The organism is Bacillus sp. CPT56D-587-MTF (assembly GCF_058792335.1).
Genome location: NZ_JBYTEF010000001.1, coordinates 2,974,378 through 2,995,656 on the forward strand (window position 1 = coordinate 2,974,378; position 21,279 = coordinate 2,995,656).

Genomic DNA, 21,279 nt, shown 5'->3' on the forward strand with positions numbered 1-21,279 from the left:
TCTCCCCTTTTATATACATATTTATGTTATCCATATATATAATTCGAAGGTATATGCGTTTTTGTGTCCGTCATTTTAAAAAAATATAAAAAAACTTTAATCCGAAACTAAAGGATTAGCTTAACATACTGTCTCACTATTCATAATGAATAGGAATCTCGTTATAGAAGGAGCAGTTTTTATGCTACAACTCTACATTCAACTAACTAAAACTAATGAAAAAAAGAGCAGATAGTCCGCTCTTTTATGATGCCTCCTTATGTTCCGTGGAATGTTTAACACTCGCCAGTCTCTTTAGTTTATTCCACCCTACCGCTACTCCTCGAAGCGATGAGAATATAGATTTAATGACAACATAAGTCATAAATTGACGATAAATAAAACGTTGTAAAATTAACCATACTAATGGTTTCGGATTCTCTTCCTCTAATTTAAATGCAAATAGAGAAGCGAGAAGATCCATTAAAAAGAATACAAGATAAAATCCTAAAACTTTTAGCGGATTACTACTAAATAGTCCTATAATCATTAATATATCTGCAAAAGGAGCAATGAATTGCAGAACATATTGGAATAACCACATGTTAGGCAGTGCAATACACCCTAATGTTTTATGTTTAGAATTACACAACGCTTTTCGATGTTTCCAAAGACATTGAAGTGTACCATATGACCAACGATATCGCTGTTTAATGAGACTTTTCACATCCTCAGGTGATTCCGTAAAAGCATGCGCTTTTTCTTCATATACAATTCTATGCCCTTGACGTAAAAATGTAATAGTAAGATCCGTATCTTCTGCTAATGTATCTTCGCTTAAATATCCAGATTCAACTACATTCTTCTTGCGCCACGCCCCAATAGCTCCTGGAACGACTGTAATACAATTTAACTCATCAAAAGCTCTACGTTCTAAATTAAACCCTGTAATATACTCAACATGTTGCCAAGTAGTTAACAAATTCCGTCTATTCCCCACTTTGACATTACCTGAAACTGCAGCTACATTCTGATCTTCAAAGTGTCTAATCATTAAAGAAATAGCGTCTTGCGCAATAATAGTATCCGCATCTAAAGTGACAATGATTTCTCCTCGCGATTGTTGAAACCCTAGGTTCATTGCCGATGATTTCCCGCCATTTTCTTTCTGAATGAAACGAACTTTAGGGTGTTTATAAAATGTTTCTTTCATTACTTTTGACGTACCATCTGTCGATCCGTCATCCACAACAATAACTTCAAATTCTCTATAATTACTATTCAAAATTGAGTGAATCGTCTTGGCTATCACCTTTTCTTCATTATATGCCGCTATGACAACACTAACAAAAGGTTGATAAGACGAATTAATATAGCGAGATAACGTTTTTCTTTTCTGCTTCCATGCAAAATAAATTAAGAATAAAAATCGAAAAATCCCTAATCCAATAGCAATATAAAAAATAGTAGTTAATATATGTTTAAAGTATCCCGCTCCTGAAAAGACAGCTTTATTGTAAAGTAAATATTGCTTCCCCTCAGAAGAAACAGGAGGCATAATTTCATCTCGTTCTTTATTCATTAAATCTGAAATTGTTACAAAACTATATCCATGCTTTTTTAGGTCTTTAATAATGATTGGGAGCGCCTCTACTGTATGTGTACGATTCCCTCCCGCATCATGGAGAAGAATAATATTTCCCTCTCCCTTATAAATGGGATTAAGAGCACGCTTTACTAATTCATTTGTTGATGGTGTTGCCCAGTCTTCGGGATCAACTTTTTCCGCTACCATTGTATAGTTCATATTTTGTGCACGTAAAATAGGCAATATTTCATTTGATGAATCCGGGTTAGCATCCGCTTCATATGGCGGTCTAAATAAAACCGTAGAATGTCCAGTTACTTCCTGAATTAAACGTTGCGTCGTATTAAGTTCTACTTTCGTTCGTAGTAAAGACGTATCAGCTATGTTAGGATGCTTGAAAGTATGATTGCCAATTTCATGCCCTTCATCGTATATTCTTTTTACAATACTAGTATTTAGTTGTGCGTTTTCACCAAGTACAAAAAAAGCAGCTTTTATTTGATTCTCTTTTAATATATCTAAAATTTCTGGCGTATATTTCGGGTCTGGTCCATCATCAAATGTTAATACTACTTGTTTCCCATTTGGTTTTCCATATCGTTGCACTTCATATGCAGATGGTAAGGATTGATATACTTCATCTGTAAGGTAACCATCTTTGCCTACTTTAAAATCTCTCAATCCATTTTTTCTTTCATTCTCAATCTGTAAAATTTCACCTTGTCCAGAATAATTTACTTCATCTAAACTATTGATTTTATGTAATACATTAGGATTTTTTTGTGCCTCAATCGGATTTTTTAAAACTTTCCATATTGTAGGGTCTTCTGCTCCTAGTCTCCATAACGCAAATCCCTTTGCATTATTGTCCATTGCGATTTTCACTTGATTATAAAGAGTTACACCGTCTAAGAACCAAGCAGTATGTTCTTTCCCTTCTGTTTTATACCTAAAATAAGGGTTTCCACTCATTTTATCCCATTGAATTTTCATATTTGAATCATGAGCCATTGCCATAACTTCTGAGAAAGTTAAAGACTTCGCAGCTTCTTTACTATTTACTTGCCAATCATATCCATAGTTACCGAAAGCAACTATAAGCTTATTAGACGGAATATTCAGTTCTTTTAATGTATGTTGGAACCATTTATTTGAAGCAATTGGTCCTGGTTCCCCGGCTCCATAGTGCTCATCGTACATCATTACAATCATTCGATCTATTATTTTTGCTAACGCACTATAATCAAAAGCCTTATCATTAGCTGGAACATCTTGTGTAACGAGCAAATCATGTTGATGAAATTCCGTAGTAAGTTCTTTCATAAAATTTGTTAAGTTTTCTCTGTCACTTTCAGGTACGGCCTCAAAGTCAATATTAATTCCTGAAAAATGATTCTTTTTAACTTGGCTTACTAAATCATTAATAAACTTTGTCTTTACATCATTTGAGGAATTCAGTAACTTATGAATTAGCCCACTATCAGGACCAGAAGCTTCCTCAGTATAGTTAGTAAGCAAAGGCATAATCTTCACTTGATTTTTTTCTGCCAACTTTACTATCTCAGGTTTGATCTCACTTCTAATCGTTAAATCTGCTTTTAAATGATACCACTCTGGTACTAACGTAGTTAAGGAATCGATATTTTCTTTTAAAGAAGCGGTACTATTTTCATCCCAGTTTACATAAAAACCATACACTTCTTTAGGTTGTTTACTATCCTTCGGCGGATTCACCAAATTTTTATTATCCTTCGTTTCGGTATTTGGGTTAAATTCTTCCTTCTTTAGCTGCTGATCACTAAGTTTTTGATTAATTGGTACAAGTTTAGTATCTTGTTGTACAGCGGTATTCATATTTGGAATTTCTGGTGTTGAAAAAATACTTTGAAAGAAAAAATAAAATACAACACTACACTAACTATTGAGATACATAGAAACGAAATAAAGGCTATGTTTCTCCTTCCTTTCGGATCATAAAAAACAGGTTTTTCTTTATCTTTCTCTTGTTGAATGTTTTTCTCCATTATATTTTTCACATACTCCTTCTTAATAGAACTATAAAATAATAAAGTGCAACTCTAATCTGCCCTCACCAATTGGGCATTTACAAGCAGCCCAACTCCCACCTAACTTCTTTGCTCCAGCCAAATTTTGAGATGGGAGTTTTACTGCCCACAATAGCGAGAGAAATCCTTTTAGCTTTGAAATGAATCTCTCACTTCCATATTCTATTGATTCTTCTTTTCATTCCCTTGCTGGTGGCCTCTATTTTCTTGTTGAGACCCCCTACCGTTGTTCCCTTGCTCGTTTCCGTCATTTTCTTTCTGGGATCCTCTTCCATTGTTCCCTTGCTGATTCCCATTATTTCCTTGTTGAGGATCTCTTCCATTGTTCCCTTGCTGATTCCCATTATTTTCTTGTTGAGACCCTCTTCCATTGTTCCCTTGTCCGTTTCCGTTATTTCCCTGTTGAGATCCTCTTCCGTTGTTCCCTTGCCCATTTCCATTATTCCCTTGTTGTGATCCTCTTCCGTTGTTCCCTTGCCCATTTCCATTATTCCCTTGTTGTGATCCTCTTCCGTTGTTCCCTTGACCATTTCCATTATTTCCTTGTTGTGATTCTCTTCCGTTGTTCCCTTGCTGATTCCCATTATTTCCTTGTTGTGATTCTCTACTGTTATTCTCCTGTTGATTCCCTCTATTTTCTTGCTGAGATCCTCTTCCATTGTTTTCTTTTATTTGCTTCGATGGCTGTCCCTCTGTTTTCTTTTGTTCTTTCTGCTCTTGCTTTTCATATTTTTTTTCTTTTACAGGAGATAAATCCATTGATGCATCAGGAGATGACTCCGGCTGTGATTGCACCTCTTCTTCATTTTCCACCGGATTAGGCGGCGTGGCAGGAGGAGTAAGCGATTTGTTTTTCTCATTCTCTTGCTTTATATAGACACCTGTGCCAATTCCAGCTTTTCTAGCATTCTCTCGTACTTGCATCGTGCTACTTTGATATTCAACTGTAATATGTTTTAACTCATATTCTTTCTTCAATTCTTTCATTGCCTTTTCTAACTGTGGTTCTAGCGCCTTGTCCTTTGCAACTGCTGTTAGCATAACTTGCTTATCATTCGTTAAATACTTATCCTCTTGACTTTGCTTTATAATAGTACGTATTACTTCTTGTAATTGTTTATTTTCCCATTGCTTCAATTCTTTTAAAATACGCCTTCCATCATCATTACAAGCCTGTAAATCTATAACACGAAAATCCTTCGTTACGCTCACCTCTAAACTTGGATTTATATCAACTGAGACGTAAGCAAATACTTTTTCTTCTGGTTGGTTGTAGAAAAACAGCACTGCAAATAGAAAACAAGCAACAAGTATTGATGCAGGTTTTAAAAAGGAAGGGATCGAAAAATGCGATGCTTTTTGTTCTTGCTCATCAAATGAGATTTCCTCCCCGATCATGCAAGAATCCCCTTTTCTTTTACACGTAATAAACTCTCCATTTGGTGTTAAAACAACTACGCTATGCTTTTTTATATCCATCACAATTCCTTTATTCATCATGCTTTTCCCCTCTTATGTAATCCAGAATATATGTATAGTTGTTTGCAAAAATAATACACATTGCAATAATGTATTTTCTATGTCGTTCCAACGTTTTACGACTTACCCTAACACGCGGTTCAATATGTTTAAGCGGTAACTTTTTCTTTCGGAACAGCTCTTCCATCATTTCCTCTTCTTTTATAATAATTTTTACAATTTCTATTAAGTGCTCACGCGTATCACGATGCTTAGGAGATTCTTTAGCAAGCTCTGAGAATGTGATTTTAAACTCAGCTAGCACACTTTGAAAATGAAGAATTTCCTCCTTACGGTTACTATTTTCCATCTCTTTCATATACTCTGTAAGCGACACTTGCATTTCTAACATTTCCTCTTGCTCATCTTCTTTTAAAAAGACAAAGTTATGTTTAGACTCCTTACGTATATAGTCAATTACATCTCTTTTTATAAGAAGATCAGCAAACGCTAAAAAGGATTTTCCTTTTGTATAGGAATACTGTTCAATTGCTTCGTTAAACGCAAACAATCCAATGCTATATTCATCATCCTGTTCTGTAATATACCGGCGGCAGACAGATGAGATTGATTTTCTAATAAAAGGCTGATACTGTACGATAAACGCTTCTTTATCTTCTTCGTTGTTTTGTATGTTACATACGATATCTTCTATTTTCGGTTTTCTTAAGATCTTCATTACTAAACTCAACACTTGTAATCTCCCAGCCCCCTTCAAATAGCAAAATGGCCACTACAAAAGTGACCATTTAACCAGATTTTCTTGGTACTTTTCTTCGGTCTTGTTTTCTTGCTGTTAGTTATATTTTTTGAGTCTAACTTTTTCCAACGTTTTCTTAATGATTTTCCTTTTCTCTCGGCACTACAGTTAAGTTTGTATTTTTATCTACTTTCTTATTTTCTACCGTTCGTTTTGCTTATTCTTTTTCTATTTTATCTGCAATCCTTGAATAACTCTCCTCTATACCATTGGTAATTTCATCCTTTTATTTTGGATGCCCACCTAATCTAGTAATTTTATTAATGCTTCTATATTCTTTCATAGTCATTTTTCTTCTATTTATTTTCTTCACTATACATATTCGGAGGAATACATAGTTTTATGGGGGTCAAAAAATATTTTTATAAAAAAATACATATTTATTTCAAAAATAAAAACCACCAATTTGAAAAAGGATAATCAAATTGGTGGTTTTCTTATAATGTCTATTAAATTAAGTTGGATTCTCATTATATCTAAAAAAGTACTAGCTATCCTCTTCTGATTTTCTCCATTTTTATCTTTCTTGGTTATCATAATATGTCTTATCTGCGTATTTTCTATCATTTCCTTTTAGATAAGCTAAAATTACTTTTGGATTTTTAAGTAAAGTCCAGTCTCCATATGTATCAAATCTTCTGCATGAAGTTATCATTCCATTTTTAATAGTACCGAATTTCTTATTATTTTTCTTTCCCCACTCTTTTAAACGTTTAGCGAAATCTGCATCTTCTGCCATAAGCATGTTTTCATTAAATCCGTTGATTGCCATAAAGTCTTTTCTATAGCACCAAAAAATCCCTACAGATATAGCTCCGTACTTAAAAAGTAAGGGGATTATGATTAACATTGCGGAGAGAAATATTCCTAAAGATATTCTTTCAAACTTACCATTCACCCCACCACCAATGTATGTACCTGAAGCTAAATATTTATCTACATTAAACAACATAGACTCTGTCATTATGGTATCAGCGTCTATAGTAACGATTATTTCTCCACTAGCTATTTTAGCCCCTGCATTTCGAATTTTAGATAAGTTTTTATCGTTATTTTTCAATGTAACACAATTATAAGATTTTGCTATTTCCTCTGTTTTATCTGTACAACGATTTAAAACAACTATAACTTCCGTTTGCTCTTTATATGCCTCTGATGCCTTTGCAATTGAATCTAAACATTTTCTAATGTACTTTTCTTCATTATGCGCAGGAATTATAATAGAAAACTTCACATCTTTTTTCAAATTAACTCCTGAAGATTCGTTTGTCTCAGTCATAATATTCCCCCCTTATTTTATAAGGTAAATATCTACTATACATAAATTATATTAATATTTATTAGGTTATATTATAGAAACTGACGGTAAAGAGGCTCTTACTGTCGACGTTCAAAAGCAAGACGTACAGCAAGCCCCGTTAAAACACTTGCCATAAGCCAACGCTGTACTCGTAGCCACGTCGGGCGTGTGCCAAACCATTTTGCAATTTTACTTGCTGTACATACAATTACAAGGTTAACTATAAAGCTAACAGTGATTTGCGTAAGCCCCAAAACTGCACCTTGAAAAAGCAACGATTCCTTCTCTGGATCTTCAAATTGAAGTAGAAGTGATACATACAAAATAGCAATCTTTGGATTCAGAAGATTCGTCATGAGTCCCATCAGAAATAATTTCCTTGGTGGCTCATTAGAAATCATATGAGGTTCCATAATAGATGTAGCACCCGGTTTAATCGAATTCCAGGCGAGCCAGAGCAAGTAAGCAGCACCTGCCCACTTTACTGCTTCATATACAGCGGGAACAGCAACGAATAGAACTGTAAGTCCAAACATAGTTGCGATTATATAGATTACAAATCCGAGCATGATGCCCAATAAAGAAATAAATCCCGCCATACGTCCTTGCGTAATGGAACGGGAAATGAGGTAAATCATATTAGGCCCAGGTGAACAAACCATGCTAAGCGAAACAATTGCAAAAGCTACCAATGTACTCAAACTGACCATAAACCTTCCCCCTTTATTTTACATAAAATTTCCTATTGTACATTTTATCATGATTGAGGAGAGAAAAGATTAATATAAAACGATGCAGCTAAGTAATATTATCGGATCGAATGTATTGTAATCACATACTTCTCATTCTCTTAAGTAAGGATCTAAGAGTACCCTATCCATAGAGCTACTAAAACCACTACAAATAAAGCAAAACAACATGTGATATTTCGAATTCATTTTTGTATATCACCAAAATACCTTTCTATAAATATAGCGTTGATAGTAAGCATAAGAAATAAAACAAAGAAAGGCAGCGAGGTATAGGTCCATTTTTATCTTCATGGCTGGAATTATACCCCTTACCAAACTTCTAAATAAAATGTATAGCTGAGTAGTTACCTTATTTTTCAAAAAAACATTCTGATTATTTCTTTTTCACTTCTTCTACAAATTCCCATGTCTCTCCGTTATCTTTTGATTGATAAAGTGCACTACTATCGCCATTGTAGTCTCCATCTGCCCCTTGTCCAACTAACATATTAAAAACCCCATCTTTCTCATATGGCATACTAGGTGAATCAAAAGGACTTATTGTGGACTGTGTATGATCTAATTTCACTTCATGCGGCGGATATTCTACCTTTTTGAAAGATACTCCCCCATCATCTGTGCGATATAACTCTCCTTCATTACCAGAAGGCCTAATTGCTCCTAAAAAACCAAGTTTATCATTTATAAAAGTGATTCCTGATACACTACCAATCCCCCCATTAAATGGGTCTGGATTGATAACCTCCCATGTTTTCCCTTCATCACTAGTCTTGCTTAATGAATAAAAGGCGCTCCCTAATGCTTTATCTGTCATATTTAGTTTATAACCAACTTCTTTCGATAGGAAAAACTGTTCTTTTTCATTCTTTAAATCTTGTTGTTTCTTCTCTTTAAGCATATCTTCTTTTGGAGGCGTCTTTGATTTACTCCAACTTGCGTCACTTATTAAATTATATCTAGCAGGGACTAGCTCTTGCTCTTTTCCAGGAACAAATATAGATACAGTATATCCAATGATATCAGAAGCTGCTTTTTTAAGACTCTGCCCCTTACCATCCTCAGTAATATTAATAATTCCCTCTGTATTGGATCCCCAATTTCTTTTTCCATAATAAATCAACCCATACTTACTTTCATTCCATTTTCTAACCGTTTGCTTAACTGGAATCGCCTTAACCGTTTTAATTAAAGGTTCTACTAATTTATCATCATTATAATCAGGCTTTGCATATCCATCTCGTATTATAGTAATATCTTCTGATTTCTTCTTATTATAAGAGATTAAATAAGTTTCTTCTTTCCCATCAACATTTTTCCCATAAACAAATGTATCAAACGCTGTGATTGTTCCATCTGAATGAAATGTAAGATCAAAATCAGTTGCCATATACAATTTCTTTGGCAAAGGATATTTTTTATTTATATCTTCAAAAATACCTTCTACTCCAGATTTATATATATTATTATGTTTAAGTTTAAGTTTAACTGACCTTTCATGTTTTAACTTTTCTATAAACCATGCCAATTTGCCATTGTAATTTATTGCACTTTTATAAATCTGCATCCCATAAAATGATGTAATTGCAACAATAATGATAATAGAAATGGATCTCCATGCTATTGAATTTGTTAATTTTTTAGATTCATATTCTCTATTTTTTATCACCCGCATTGTAGTAAATGTAGTTATGGATATAAAAAGTACTATACATAATAACAAAATGTAAATATTATAATTCATTCTTCCGTACTTACAGTATAAGGCCAACTCATAACAAAAAATCCCGTATACAATTATTAGTATTGGATTTGTTACTAATGACAGAAGTATCCTTTTTGTATTTTCTCTAAATATAGAAACCACCCCTAATTACATGAATTACTGATATTAAGTATACTTTATTGTAAAGTAACAAAAAAGCTATTTAATCTTGCCGCAAAAAATACAATAGACATCTTTCTATTAAAGCCGTTTACAAATCTAGTTGTTTCATAGACAATGGATTTTTGAGTGAATACTAAAGTTGCTTCATTTATATGAATTACAAATCCAAGCATGATGCTCAATAAAAAAAATAAATCCTGCCATACGCCCCTACGTAATGGAATGAGAAATAAGATAAATCAAAATAGGCTCACCATACTAAGTGAAACAAGCGCAAAAGCTAGCAAAGTACTCAGGCTGACCGTAAACCTTCCTTCTTTATCTTACATAAAATTTCCTATTGTACATTTTATCATGATTGAGGAGAGAAAAGATTAATATAAACCGATGCAGCTAAGTAATATTATCGGATCAAATGTAGTGTAATCACATATTTCTCATTCTCTTAAGTAAGGACTAAAAATAACCTATCCATAGAGCTACTAAAACCACTACGAATAAAGCAAAGCAACATGTAATATTTCGAATCCACTTTTGTATATCACCAAAATACCTTTCTATAAATATAGCGTTGATAGTAAGCATAAGAAATAAAACAATGTAAGTAAAAGATCCCAATTTATCGTTAAATTTTTCATTAGTAAATGTACTTACATGAAGGAATAGAAAAACAAACGTTACTATGAATAGCTCAAATAATCTTTTTTTATTCAATCTGCCACCACCTTACAGGAATCCCCTTTTATTCCATTTTATCAGAACATACTGTGTAGCAGTATATGAATATTATATTCATTTCAAAAAGGCCAACAATACAAGATCGTTAGCCTCTACTTTCCATATTCGCACCTTTTATCACTTTACTTCCTAACAACCGGAATCCACATTTCACCAAATACTAAGCCATTTCTCTGTCCCATCTCAACCGTTGTATTCGGTCCACCAACATAGGCAAAATCCTTTGCTTCTGGTAAAGCTTGACCGAAGGCGATGCCAGTAAGCTTATTACTTAGCTCTTTAGCCGTTTTGTCTTCCCCTTTCACTACTAAGTATTCTCCCCTCGGAAACTGAATCACTCTAGATTCTTCTTCTATTTGTGCTTCTGTCATGACACCCGCATAATACATCATTTTGTTATTCACCGCTTCGCTCACGGAAAAAATGTATTCATTTGTAGCTAAAGCTTTTAAAGTGTCCAGCCTTCCATCTTCTTTAACAGCCGACCAAAAGTCTTCCTTTTCTTTATTTATTCCAGCAAAGTCTGTGTATTCACTCTTAATTTCAGTTCCAATACCTAACACAATAAAGCTATCTTTTTCTTCTATAGTATAATTTTTCATTTGCAAAACCTGCCTCTTGTTTTATTAATCAAACGATTTATCTTTTCATCTGATACGTTTATAATACCTTTAAACCATGTCAAAAAATGATACTGTTTAGGAGACTAAAATGAAAAAAGTTGAACGGATTAATACAATTATGCGGTATATCAACAACCGCTCCCACTTTACAATTTCTGAAATCATACAAGAATTTAACATATCACGGTCGACAGCTATTAGAGACATTAGAGAAATCGAAGCTATGGGAATGCCACTTGTCGCTGAAGTTGGGAGGACCGGGGGATATTTTGTTATGCACAACTCTATCCTGCCCGTTGTTCGCTTTACTGATAATGAAGTGAAAGCTCTTTTTATTGCCTTTATGGCTACAAGGAATCAACAACTTCCCTACCTAAAGAGTCGTCAATCTTTAGCCGAAAAACTACTAGGACTCATCTCAGAAACCCAGCAAGATGATCTCGTTCTTTTAAATCAACTCTTGCTTTTCCAAGGGACTAACCCTCATAATCCCGATCTACTTGAGCTTTCTGATCTCCCCCATCCTATGTTAGAAAAACTCATTCAAATCCTTCTTTTGGATAACCATTTATTGATTACTATGAAAGAAGATGAAGAAATCAAGTCTTATCCAATTTATCTATTGCACCTTTATCAAGAAAAAAGCCATTGGATCATTGAAGGGTTTGACTTAAAAAAAGAAAAGAAGATGATGTTTCCTGTCGATGATCTCATTAATATTGAACCATACACGACGAACAAAAGGCTAAATAAGAAAAAGATTTTAGAAAAACTAAGTAAGAAGGACGAAGCAATTAACCTTGTATTTGAACTTGGTCCGACAGCAATTGCCCAGTTCAAAAAATACCATCCTTTAAAAATTTCAATATCTTATACTAATCCTTACCAATCCACAGCCATTTTAAAAACTTTTATCAATGTTAACAATCCCGATGAAATGACGGAAATAATAAATTGGCTGCTTTTTCTAGGGAAGGATATTAAAATCAAAGAAATTCCCGATGAAGTATTAGCAGATTTACAAAAACGAGTGCGCTTATACATTCCATAAGCAGTGAGCCTCAAATATTAAGCTTTATGGACAATTATTCTATTTTTAAATACCATTTCATTTACTACAATGAGAGCATGATAAATAATAAAAGCACGGAAAATCTCCCGTGCTTTTCTAAATATATATTATTCCTGAAGGTTTCGTTTATCTCGTTTCTTACCCTAACTGACGTTTAAATGCTTTACTGGCGAAAAAGTAAGAAATAATCATTATACCTACGCACCAAGCGAGCGCAATCCAAATATCGTTACCAACAGTTCCTTCATATAAAAGAGCACGAATCGCATTCACGATTGAAGTTACAGGCTGATTCTCCGCAAACACACGAACAATTTTTGGCATCGTTTCGGTAGGTACAAAGGCCGAACTAATAAATGGAAGAAAAACTAGCGGGTACGAGTAAGCAGTCGCCCCTTCCATAGACCTCGCTTTCAATCCTGGAATGATAGCTAGCCATGTTAGCGCCAGCGTAAACATCCCTAGTATCCCAGCTACTGCAAGCCAATCTAGAATATTAGCGCTGGAACGAAAGCCCATTAAGAGTGCAACAAGAATAACCACCACGATAGTAAGTACATTAGCAACAAGAGAGGTTAAAACGTGAGCCCACAATATCGATGAGCGCTTAATAGGCATCGTAATGAAACGTGCCATCAGCCCACTCTTTACATCCGTAAAGAGTCGCACGGAAGTGTAAGCTACACCGGATGCGATAGCCATTAGCAAAATTCCCGGCAATAAATAATTGACGTAATTTTCCGTTCCTGTTTTTATTGCGCCGCCAAACACGTAGACAAATAATAGCATCATCATAATCGGTGTAATCGCTACTGTAATAATTGTATCCGGACTGCGCATAATGTTACGCATTAAACGACCTAGTAATACACCTGTTTTACTTTTCATTTACATCTCCTCCTTTTTGCCAATGATCGCAAGGAATATTTCTTCCAATGTCGGTTGCTTCTCGATATACTCCACTTTTGCTGGCGGGAACATCTCTTTTAGTTCAGCAAGAGTACCTGTCGTAATAATTTTTCCGCCATGCAAAATAGCGATACGGTCTGCCAGTTGTTCTGCTTCCTCCAAGTACTGAGTCGTAAGCAAAATAGTTGTGCCGCTACCAGCAAGTTCCTTGACTGTATCCCACACTTCGATTCGCGCTTCAGGATCAAGTCCAGTCGTTGGTTCGTCAAGAAAAATAACTGCTGGCGCCCCAATCAAACTCATCGCGATATCAAGCCGGCGCTTCATCCCGCCTGAATACTGATCTGCCCTTTGGTTTGCCGCATCAGTCAGGCTAAATCTTGCAAGTAGATTGTCAGCAACTTGAGCGGGATTGAAAACACCACGTAATTTGGCGATCATTATCAAGTTTTCCCTCCCAGTCAGCATACCGTCTAAAGCTGCAAACTGCCCTGTCAAACTGATACTTTGACGAACATGGTCTGGTTGACGCTGTACATCAAATCCGCAAATACTTACTTCACCGCTATCTTGCTTCATTAGCGTCGAAAGGATGTTAACCGTTGTCGTCTTTCCAGCTCCATTTGAGCCTAGCAGCGCGAAAATTTCTCCACGCTGCACCTCAAAATCTACCCCTTTTAAAACTTCCTTGTCTTTAAAGGATTTTTTCAAGCCTTTTACAGAAATCGCTGCATGACTCATACTTTTTTCCTCCCTATAAAAATGTTTTGCGAAGACTATTTATTTACCTCTATCTATTTAGTATCACTGATATTCTGTATTACTTAGTACCGAGTTAAAAATATAACTGAATAGCTATGAGGGCAATTCATATGTGTAACCAGCTAATCAGTCGGTACTACTTATTCCATTTATTTTTTTCTCAATTTCTTCATAATACTTTCATTCAAATCTTCACGATACTTGGAGACGTAAGTTTTAGCATTTGCCACTAGTTCGTCAGCAAAGGAAGCCACGTCATCCCCAGTAATGTCAAGCACTTGTCTTCCTTCCGCTGCACCAGCTTCAAACAAATCGATTAATTCATACTGTATGTGTAACATATCCATCCCGTTACCCGCTGAAAAATTCCACATGTAGTTTTGAATTTTCTTAAATACAAATTGGTAGTCCTCTGGCAGAGCCTCAACTCGTGCCATCATCATTTTGTACTCTTTTTTATCACCAATTAACTTTTTGAACATTTCTAACATCTTATTTTCCTCCTTTTTTATAAAACCGAACAAGAAATTCTCAAAATATCGGCCGGAACATTTTATCTTATGAACCTATTTTGACTTCAAGACGTTAATTTTTGACGATACAAAATCCCATTTTTTCCAAAACAATTCAAGCTCCTGGCGGCCTTCTTCATTTAATGAATAAAACTTACGAGGCGGTCCCATATCTGATGGTTTCTTTTCAATATTCACAAGCTTTTTCTTCTCTAATCGTACGAGGATGGTATACACCGTACCTTCCACAACTTCGGTAAACCCAAGATCATTCAGGTGGCGGGTAATCTCATAGCCATACGTTTCACGGCGACTAATGATTTCCAGTACACACCCTTCCAGTGAACCTTTCAGCATTTCAGTTAAATTTTCCATGTCCTGATCCTCCTTTACCCCCTATTCTGTCTGACTTATATTCAGTATCACAGAGTACTAAGGCGAATTTTTTACTGAACAGTTTTGTGAATCCGAACTATTCAGTATCACTTATTACATCTACATTGTATGACTAAGTAGTTATGGATGTCAACTTTATTTTCAAAAAAATTAAAAATCCGCTTTACCCTAACCGGATACAGCCTACTTTTTTATGTTGAACTATCCATATAGCTAGTAAGCTAAAGAATGCTCTACAACAAAAATAAATACAATCTTTTTTGTAAGGGGCTACCCCATTTCCATCAAGCTAGCGAAACCGAGATGCCCCCAAACCGAAAAAATGGGAGTATCTCGGTTTTATATATTTGATCATATGTCCTTATTCATATACAGCTAGTTTTTGTAATGGTTGTTCTTTTATAATTAGCCATTCGCTTACAATAATACTATATACAACCCAAAGTGTAATTTAAATCACCTCTCTTAGTGTTTTTATACCGATGTATCTTGTTTTCATGAAATAGATTAAGAGAATTGTGTTTTTTGTTCGTTAAATATCAACTGCCCTCTTCACTATACAGAAACATTAAAAATATCATTACTAAAGCTAAGCCAAGTTTCAATTAAATTATGCCTTAGTTTATAAAAGAAATACCCAATGTAGCATCTAATATGTAAAAAACCATTCGATATTTCGGTATTAATTTATACCTAATTTCGGATCCTTTAATAAAATACCAAAGGTCGAATGAAAGTTAGAAAATTTTTATGAGTTGTTTTCACTTTTAATAAATTCCATTTTTCCTTGATCATGCCATCAGCAATAAATTAATTCCCTCTAAAAAATCCCGAAAATTCATTTAGCTCCAAATGAAAAGTGATTTACGGATGTAACTTATTTATTATTTGGAGAGCGTACTTTGTATTTATCAACGATTATGGATGCCTTTAATCGCCAAATTATAAGTTATGTCGTCAGTAATCGGTCCTTAGCGATGAAGATAGTAAAACAAGCAATGAGAGGACGAAAAGTAAAAGATGTCATTCTTTACACAGACCAAGGAAGTGTTTATACTGCGAAGGAATTTCAATCGTATGCCAAACAAAATGGCATTATCACCAGCATATCCCGGAAAGGAAATTTCCATGATAATGCCATCATGGAAAGCTTCTTTGCGCATTTAAAAGCGGAACTTTCTACTCACAAAAGATAGCAAGAGTATTCAACACAGCTGTACGAAAGGTTGTGCTAGAATACATTCATTACTACAATTGTGTGCGAATACAAGAAAAATCAAACCACCTATCCCCTAAAGAATTTAGGGAACAGATGGTTTAGGTGTTTTGATAGGTGTTCCATTTTCAGGGTTCACTTCAGTTTTAATTGTATTACTTCATTAGTCTTCTTAATTTTCCAATCATTGATTCCGCTGAGTGCCTTTTTCTCAATTTGAACATTAAGGGTGTTCTCTCGTTTCTTTATATTCATCAATAATATATCCCGAATAGGTAGTAGCTTGCCTTTCATATCCAATTTTAGTTAAATTAATATCATTAATCCATTGGAAATAATGGGTCAGCTCATGAGCAATAGTAACCAGATAATATCCTAATGCATCATCTTTTCCATTTTTTTTTAACGTTTCATAATAATCACCTGTTGAAATACGAATATATGGCTCATCATTTCGATTAAATGGCTCGAAGAAAGTTCCATAGACTAGCTCTCCATCCATCGCTTTAATTTTACATGCAGATTTCACATATATCGGTACTCTAATAGGGAAATAATACTCTTGTCGTAACCATTTACAAAATTCTTTAATTGCTCTTCTTACCTCAGGATCAACATCTTTATCAAACTTTAATCTTAATCCTGTACGGTGGCTCTTGTCTTCTAAATTATAATATTTCTGCCAATTTGTCAGTGTCCAAATATGCATATCATCACCCTAACTACCTAATATTTTCTATGCCCCTTACCTGGTGTATGTTTTTTAGGTTTTGAAGGACCATCTCGTTTGTTTGATTGACTTTTCCAACCTTTTTTCTTTTTTTCTCTTTATTTTCTCTTCCTTGTTTCTTTTGACCAGGCCTTGCATACGGATCAGGATCTACCGATAAAAACACACCATGTTCTGGATTATAGTATCTCGCAATCAGATAATACATGCCAATTTCTTTATCATACATGTATCCCGCATATCCAAATGGATTGTCTGCTGCGATACCTTTCGTATCACTCTTTAATACGTTACCCCACGAATCATATTCATACGTTGCTACAGCTTCCCTATTTTGATCTGTCATCGCGACTACGTCACCATGAAGAAGTTGTAGTATACTGTTTGTCTTCGTGATTTCATTGCTCCACGTACACCATTTATTAAATGCATATATTGACGAAGGGCAGTCCCATTTCCATCTATCCCATATAACGGTGGAATACTACCTCTTCCTTAAGAATAATAGATTATTTAAAATAAAAAGTGCATCTCAAAAATTACCTGTTTAATTTTCGAGATGCACTGAATCTATAAAACTTTATATCCCACTCATCATTAAAAAGAATATTAGCAATGAATTAATTTTATAATCCTAGAACGACATGTATAAAATATTACTACTTTCAATACTTGCATTGCCATTCCTTTATTGCAGACCAGCATAGTTTTCAATTAAAGCTTTCCTATACCTTTTTCCTCCATCGCGAAAAATTTCTTTATGGTACTCCTCCGTTTCAATAAGAAAATCAGAAAGAGGCTGCCATATCGTTGTATCAATCATCTGATCCCTATAAATATCTTTTTCACTAATTAGCAACGCTACGTCGTCACGAACATCAATCACCAACAATACCTTTCCAGAAGAAAATAGTATATAAAGTACAAAATGATCACGCAGTGAGCATCCGAACTCTTTTCCATCCTTTTCTTCCCGCCATGTGATAATATCCCAATAGTCTTCTGATGATATATTCACATCAAACTTTGCTGCCTTTTTTACATCTTCATCAAAATATCCGCTCTTAGTCCAAAATAGAAAAGTTCGATATCGAAAAGTTTGTTTTGTACATATATATGCCGTATGCTCTCCTAAAACTTCGCCTATTTGTTTTAACGAATCAATAAATCCCTCAGCACCAAAATCATAACAACTAAATAGCAATATATATTTATCAAGGTCACCCCTGACTACATACTCTGGTAAACTTTTTTCCATATCTACCATCTCGGCAATTCTTTTATAAACAAAACTATACTCTTCCTCGGTAAGTTGAAATAAGCTATCTATTTTTCTCAACCTGTTTCCCCTTTCCCTTTAACCTAAATTTAATAACATCTTTCTTTTTTTTCTTCCCTCTTCCATAATACTCAGCAGTATTCTCACCATTACTCGATCCATTGCGAGTAGTTATTTTCCTTCCGTTTTTAGTAAAATTCCTAATTTGCAAACCATTTCGGTAAGTTATGTCTTGATTCCATCCTGCTTTTCCTAATCTATTGTGTAATTGGCGCAGACTTATATTAACCCTAAAATTTGATACAGAATTTCCAACTGTAGTATTAGTAAAATTAAGCTTTTTTCCATATTTGAATGTATTATATGCTAATTTCGCACCTTTATAAGCTGCTCCACCAACTAATCCGACACCAACAGCTACTGCAGCTGCTTTCCAACCATTCTTTTTATACGCTTGATAACCATCATAGGCCGCAAAACCTGCGTTCAATACCATCCAAGCAAAATGACCATCTGGATCGGTCAGCATGACTGGATTATTATCCGCATACGTATACCCATTCATTGTAACCGGGTCATCCTCATCGCCCGGATCAGGATCCACCGATAAGAACACACCATGCTCTGGATTATAATAACGCGCAACTAGATAATACATGCCAATCTCTTTATCATACATGTATCCCGCATATCCAAACGGATTATCTGCTGCGATACCTTTTGCGTCACTTTTTAATACGTTACCCCATGCATCATATTCGTATGTTACTACAACTTCCTTGTCTTGATTCGTCATCGCAACGACATCACCACGAGGATTATAGTGATAGTATAACGTTTGTCCTTGCGATTTCATAGCCATGCGTAAACCATTTACGGAATATACATATTGGCGGAGTACCTTTCCACTACCATCCGTCTCATATAATGGGTTGATACTATCTCCATCATAGAAATAACGTGTTACTTGACCATTTACACTCTTTTCAATACGACGGTTATTCTCATCATATTTATAAGTTGCGAATGCATTGCTCTCACCTTGTTTTGTAATCGCTACAATCTGGTCATCTTCGTTCCATGTATACTTGTACTTCCCGTCAGATGTACGATTTCCATTCGCATCATACGTTAACGATTCGTTTCCGAATTTCACAAGCTGATTTCCGTCATTAAATGTTGCCGCTATAGATTTTGTTTCTTTTCCATTCTCTACAACTTTCACACTCGTACGGTTTCCAAATCCATCATATGTGTAAGATTTACTTGTTCCGTTTGGTAGTGCTTCATTTAATAATTGGTTAATCGGGTCATATACAAAGTTTGTTTCTGTTACTTTTCCGCCCGCACCTTCATGTTTAATCTTCGTACGGTTACCCGCTTGATCATATTCATATCGTTCAGAAAGAAGAATACTGTTGGATGTACCTACTACTAGGTCTTTAATTTTGTTCGCGTGGTCATAGTTAAACGTCGAACCTGAACCATTACCAGCTGTATACGTACGAACGTTTCCTTGATCATCATAATCAAATCGATACGTTTGAGAACCGTCTGTTACACGAATGTTTTGATCTAGCGTGTTGTAGTCATACGATACTTTATTTGTGTATCCACCTTGTGTTACTGTTTGTTCTTTTAATTTCTCTGTCTTACTGTTTGCTTTGTCGTGATATGCCCAGTCAATTTTTCCGCCTCGGCTATCTGTTGCACTTGTAACGCGGTCAGCCTTATCGTATGTTTTTGTTCGTTCTACACCATTGACATGGTCTTTCACTTTCGTAACTTGTCCGTTTTGATCACGTTCAAATGTAAATGAATCTTTTCCGTTACGATAACATCATAGCCATGTCTTCTGCTGCATTTGTAATTAGTTTTAAACCAAATGTTTCTTGTAATACATCAAGCACGCCAGGTGAAATAAATTCAGGAGCCTTTGGACCGATGCGAATATCTTGAATTCCAAGACTAAATAGCCCGAGTAAAATGGCAACCGCTTTTTGTTCAAACCATGATAGCACAATACTTACTGGCAATTCATTCACTTCACATTGGAAAGCATCAGCTAATGCAGCTGCTATTTTCACTGTAGAAATGGAATTATTACATTGTCCTAAGTCGATGTAGCGCGGAATCTCGGTACCAGGTACAACACCGTAATCCACATCATTAAAGCGGAATTTCCCGCAAGAAGTTGTTAAAATAACTGTTTCTGGCGGAAGTGACGTTGCTAATTCACGATAATATTCTCCACCTTTTCCCGGTGCATCACAACCGGCAATAACAAAGAAACGCTTTATCTTCCCCTCTTTTACTGCATTAATAATTTCCGGAGCTAATGATAATACTGTATGATGATGAAACCCTGTTACTAACTGTTCATCCGACTCCATATGTACTTCTGAAAGTTCTAGTGCTTTTTGAATCAATGGTGTAAAATCATCATTTTCAATTTTTTGTACACCCTCTAAACCTGCAATGTCATATGAAAAGAATCGATCAGAGTATGATCCTTTAATTGGCATAACACAGTTCGTTGTAGCTAATATGGCACCAGTAAATTTTTCAAAAAGGCGTCTTTGATCATACCATGCCTTACCGATGTTTCCTTTTAAATGTTTATATTTTTTCAGTTGCGGGTATCCGTGTGCTGGTAGCATTTCAGAATGCGTATAAATATTAATGTCTTTTCCTTCTGTTTGCTTTAATAGTTCTTCTAATGCAAATAAATTATGGCCCGTAACTACAATTGCTTTACCTTCTACACGATTTTGTGTAATTTGTACAGGTTCTGGCACACCAAAATGATTCGTATGTGCCTCATCTAATAATTCCATCACCCGTAAAGCTGATTTCCCCACTTTCATAGCCATATCAATATGCTCTTGTTCGTTAAAATTAGAATTTGTTAATGTCATATATAAAGCTTCTTGTGTTGTAGCATCTACAAATCCATCCGTATACCCTAGCTGAGCAGCATGTGTGCGATAAGCTGCAATTCCTTTTAGCCCAAACACAATCGTATCTTGTAGACTCGCAATCGTTTCATTCTTGCCACAAACACCCATTACTTTACATCCGCCTGTTGGCGTTTGTTCACATTGATAACAAAACATATCATCCCACCCTCTCCCAATCATTCATTACACCTTAAGCATAATACCCATTGAAAAAAAGTGATGTGATATCAATCA

Annotated in this window: 15 protein-coding genes and 5 pseudogenes; 2 read left to right on the plus strand and 18 right to left on the minus strand. The window is 35.1% G+C overall.

Going from position 1 to position 21,279, the window contains the following annotated elements:
* Window positions 1-244 precede the first annotated feature (244 nt).
* From AC3WVZ_RS15325 to AC3WVZ_RS15365, 9 genes and pseudogenes are all read right to left on the minus strand, one after another.
* Window positions 245-3,591: pseudogene (locus AC3WVZ_RS15325) on the minus strand (trifunctional glycoside hydrolase family 18/polysaccharide deacetylase/glycosyltransferase family 2 protein).
* Window positions 3,592-3,795: 204 nt separating this feature from the next.
* Entirely contained in the window at window positions 3,796-5,133 is a 1,338-nt protein-coding gene (locus tag AC3WVZ_RS15330) for an anti-sigma factor domain-containing protein (RefSeq protein WP_072770222.1), read from the minus strand.
* On the minus strand, window positions 5,123-5,845 hold the full coding sequence (gene sigI, locus AC3WVZ_RS15335; protein ID WP_002082432.1) for an RNA polymerase sigma factor SigI: 723 nt from the start codon (window positions 5,843-5,845) through the stop codon (window positions 5,123-5,125). The genes AC3WVZ_RS15330 and sigI overlap by 11 nt, the downstream gene beginning before the upstream one ends.
* 583 nt (window positions 5,846-6,428) lie before the next feature.
* Window positions 6,429-7,190, minus strand: coding sequence for a glycosyltransferase family 2 protein (locus tag AC3WVZ_RS15340; protein WP_000141007.1), 762 nt, complete (start codon window positions 7,188-7,190; stop codon window positions 6,429-6,431).
* A gap of 98 nt (window positions 7,191-7,288) precedes the next feature.
* Window positions 7,289-7,921 (minus strand): LysE family translocator, encoded by a 633-nt coding sequence (locus AC3WVZ_RS15345; RefSeq protein ID WP_233935036.1) that lies wholly within the window; start codon window positions 7,919-7,921, stop codon window positions 7,289-7,291.
* A 152-nt stretch (window positions 7,922-8,073) separates the two neighbouring features.
* Window positions 8,074-8,229: pseudogene (locus tag AC3WVZ_RS15350) on the minus strand (DUF3963 domain-containing protein); the annotation flags it as partial.
* A 107-nt stretch (window positions 8,230-8,336) separates the two neighbouring features.
* On the minus strand, window positions 8,337-9,827 hold the full coding sequence (locus AC3WVZ_RS15355) for a WD40/YVTN/BNR-like repeat-containing protein (RefSeq protein WP_345743018.1): 1,491 nt from the start codon (window positions 9,825-9,827) through the stop codon (window positions 8,337-8,339).
* Window positions 9,828-10,304: 477 nt separating this feature from the next.
* Window positions 10,305-10,562 carry a DUF3963 domain-containing protein gene (locus tag AC3WVZ_RS15360; RefSeq protein WP_001036214.1) on the minus strand — a complete coding sequence of 86 codons (258 nt, stop codon included), beginning with the start codon at window positions 10,560-10,562 and terminating at the stop codon, window positions 10,305-10,307.
* Window positions 10,563-10,708: 146 nt separating this feature from the next.
* Window positions 10,709-11,188, minus strand: coding sequence for a GyrI-like domain-containing protein (locus AC3WVZ_RS15365; protein WP_002195671.1), 480 nt, complete (start codon window positions 11,186-11,188; stop codon window positions 10,709-10,711).
* 109 nt (window positions 11,189-11,297) lie between these two features.
* On the opposite strand from AC3WVZ_RS15365, the gene AC3WVZ_RS15370 reads away from it, so the two are divergent.
* Window positions 11,298-12,260 carry a helix-turn-helix transcriptional regulator gene (locus AC3WVZ_RS15370; protein WP_065382378.1) on the plus strand — a complete coding sequence of 321 codons (963 nt, stop codon included), beginning with the start codon at window positions 11,298-11,300 and terminating at the stop codon, window positions 12,258-12,260.
* Window positions 12,261-12,419: 159 nt separating this feature from the next.
* Here the strand turns inward: AC3WVZ_RS15370 and AC3WVZ_RS15375 are convergent, their stop codons facing one another.
* From AC3WVZ_RS15375 to AC3WVZ_RS15390, 4 genes are all read right to left on the minus strand, one after another.
* A complete protein-coding gene (locus AC3WVZ_RS15375) occupies window positions 12,420-13,169 on the minus strand; it encodes an ABC transporter permease (RefSeq protein WP_072770220.1) in 750 nt (249 codons plus the stop codon).
* Complete coding sequence (locus AC3WVZ_RS15380; RefSeq protein ID WP_065212057.1) at window positions 13,170-13,931, minus strand: ABC transporter ATP-binding protein; 762 nt, start codon at window positions 13,929-13,931, stop codon at window positions 13,170-13,172. It lies immediately after the preceding gene.
* Window positions 13,932-14,101: 170 nt separating this feature from the next.
* Window positions 14,102-14,443, minus strand: a complete 342-nt coding sequence (locus AC3WVZ_RS15385; protein ID WP_000891986.1) for a DUF1048 domain-containing protein — start codon at window positions 14,441-14,443, stop codon at window positions 14,102-14,104.
* 75 nt (window positions 14,444-14,518) lie between these two features.
* Window positions 14,519-14,839 (minus strand): PadR family transcriptional regulator, encoded by a 321-nt coding sequence (locus AC3WVZ_RS15390; protein ID WP_000429488.1) that lies wholly within the window; start codon window positions 14,837-14,839, stop codon window positions 14,519-14,521.
* Window positions 14,840-15,723: 884 nt separating this feature from the next.
* Between AC3WVZ_RS15390 and AC3WVZ_RS15395 the strand changes: the two are divergent.
* A pseudogene (locus AC3WVZ_RS15395) lies at window positions 15,724-16,181 on the plus strand (transposase); the annotation flags it as partial.
* A gap of 118 nt (window positions 16,182-16,299) precedes the next feature.
* On the opposite strand, the gene AC3WVZ_RS15400 reads toward AC3WVZ_RS15395, so the two are convergent.
* The 5 genes and pseudogenes from AC3WVZ_RS15400 to hcp form a co-directional block, all read right to left on the minus strand.
* Window positions 16,300-16,785 (minus strand): hypothetical protein, encoded by a 486-nt coding sequence (locus AC3WVZ_RS15400; protein ID WP_000548430.1) that lies wholly within the window; start codon window positions 16,783-16,785, stop codon window positions 16,300-16,302.
* 160 nt (window positions 16,786-16,945) lie between these two features.
* Window positions 16,946-17,292 (minus strand): annotated as a pseudogene (locus AC3WVZ_RS15405) (RHS repeat-associated core domain-containing protein); the annotation flags it as partial.
* Window positions 17,293-17,494: 202 nt separating this feature from the next.
* On the minus strand, window positions 17,495-18,145 hold the full coding sequence (locus tag AC3WVZ_RS15410) for a hypothetical protein (RefSeq protein WP_072770360.1): 651 nt from the start codon (window positions 18,143-18,145) through the stop codon (window positions 17,495-17,497).
* Window positions 18,129-19,919, minus strand: a pseudogene (locus AC3WVZ_RS15415) (RHS repeat domain-containing protein); the annotation flags it as partial. The pseudogene AC3WVZ_RS15415 and the gene AC3WVZ_RS15410, both read right to left, overlap by 17 nt.
* Complete coding sequence (gene hcp, locus AC3WVZ_RS15420; RefSeq protein ID WP_065211782.1) at window positions 19,915-21,201, minus strand: hydroxylamine reductase; 1,287 nt, start codon at window positions 21,199-21,201, stop codon at window positions 19,915-19,917. The pseudogene AC3WVZ_RS15415 and the gene hcp, both read right to left, overlap by 5 nt.
* Window positions 21,202-21,279 lie beyond the last annotated feature (78 nt).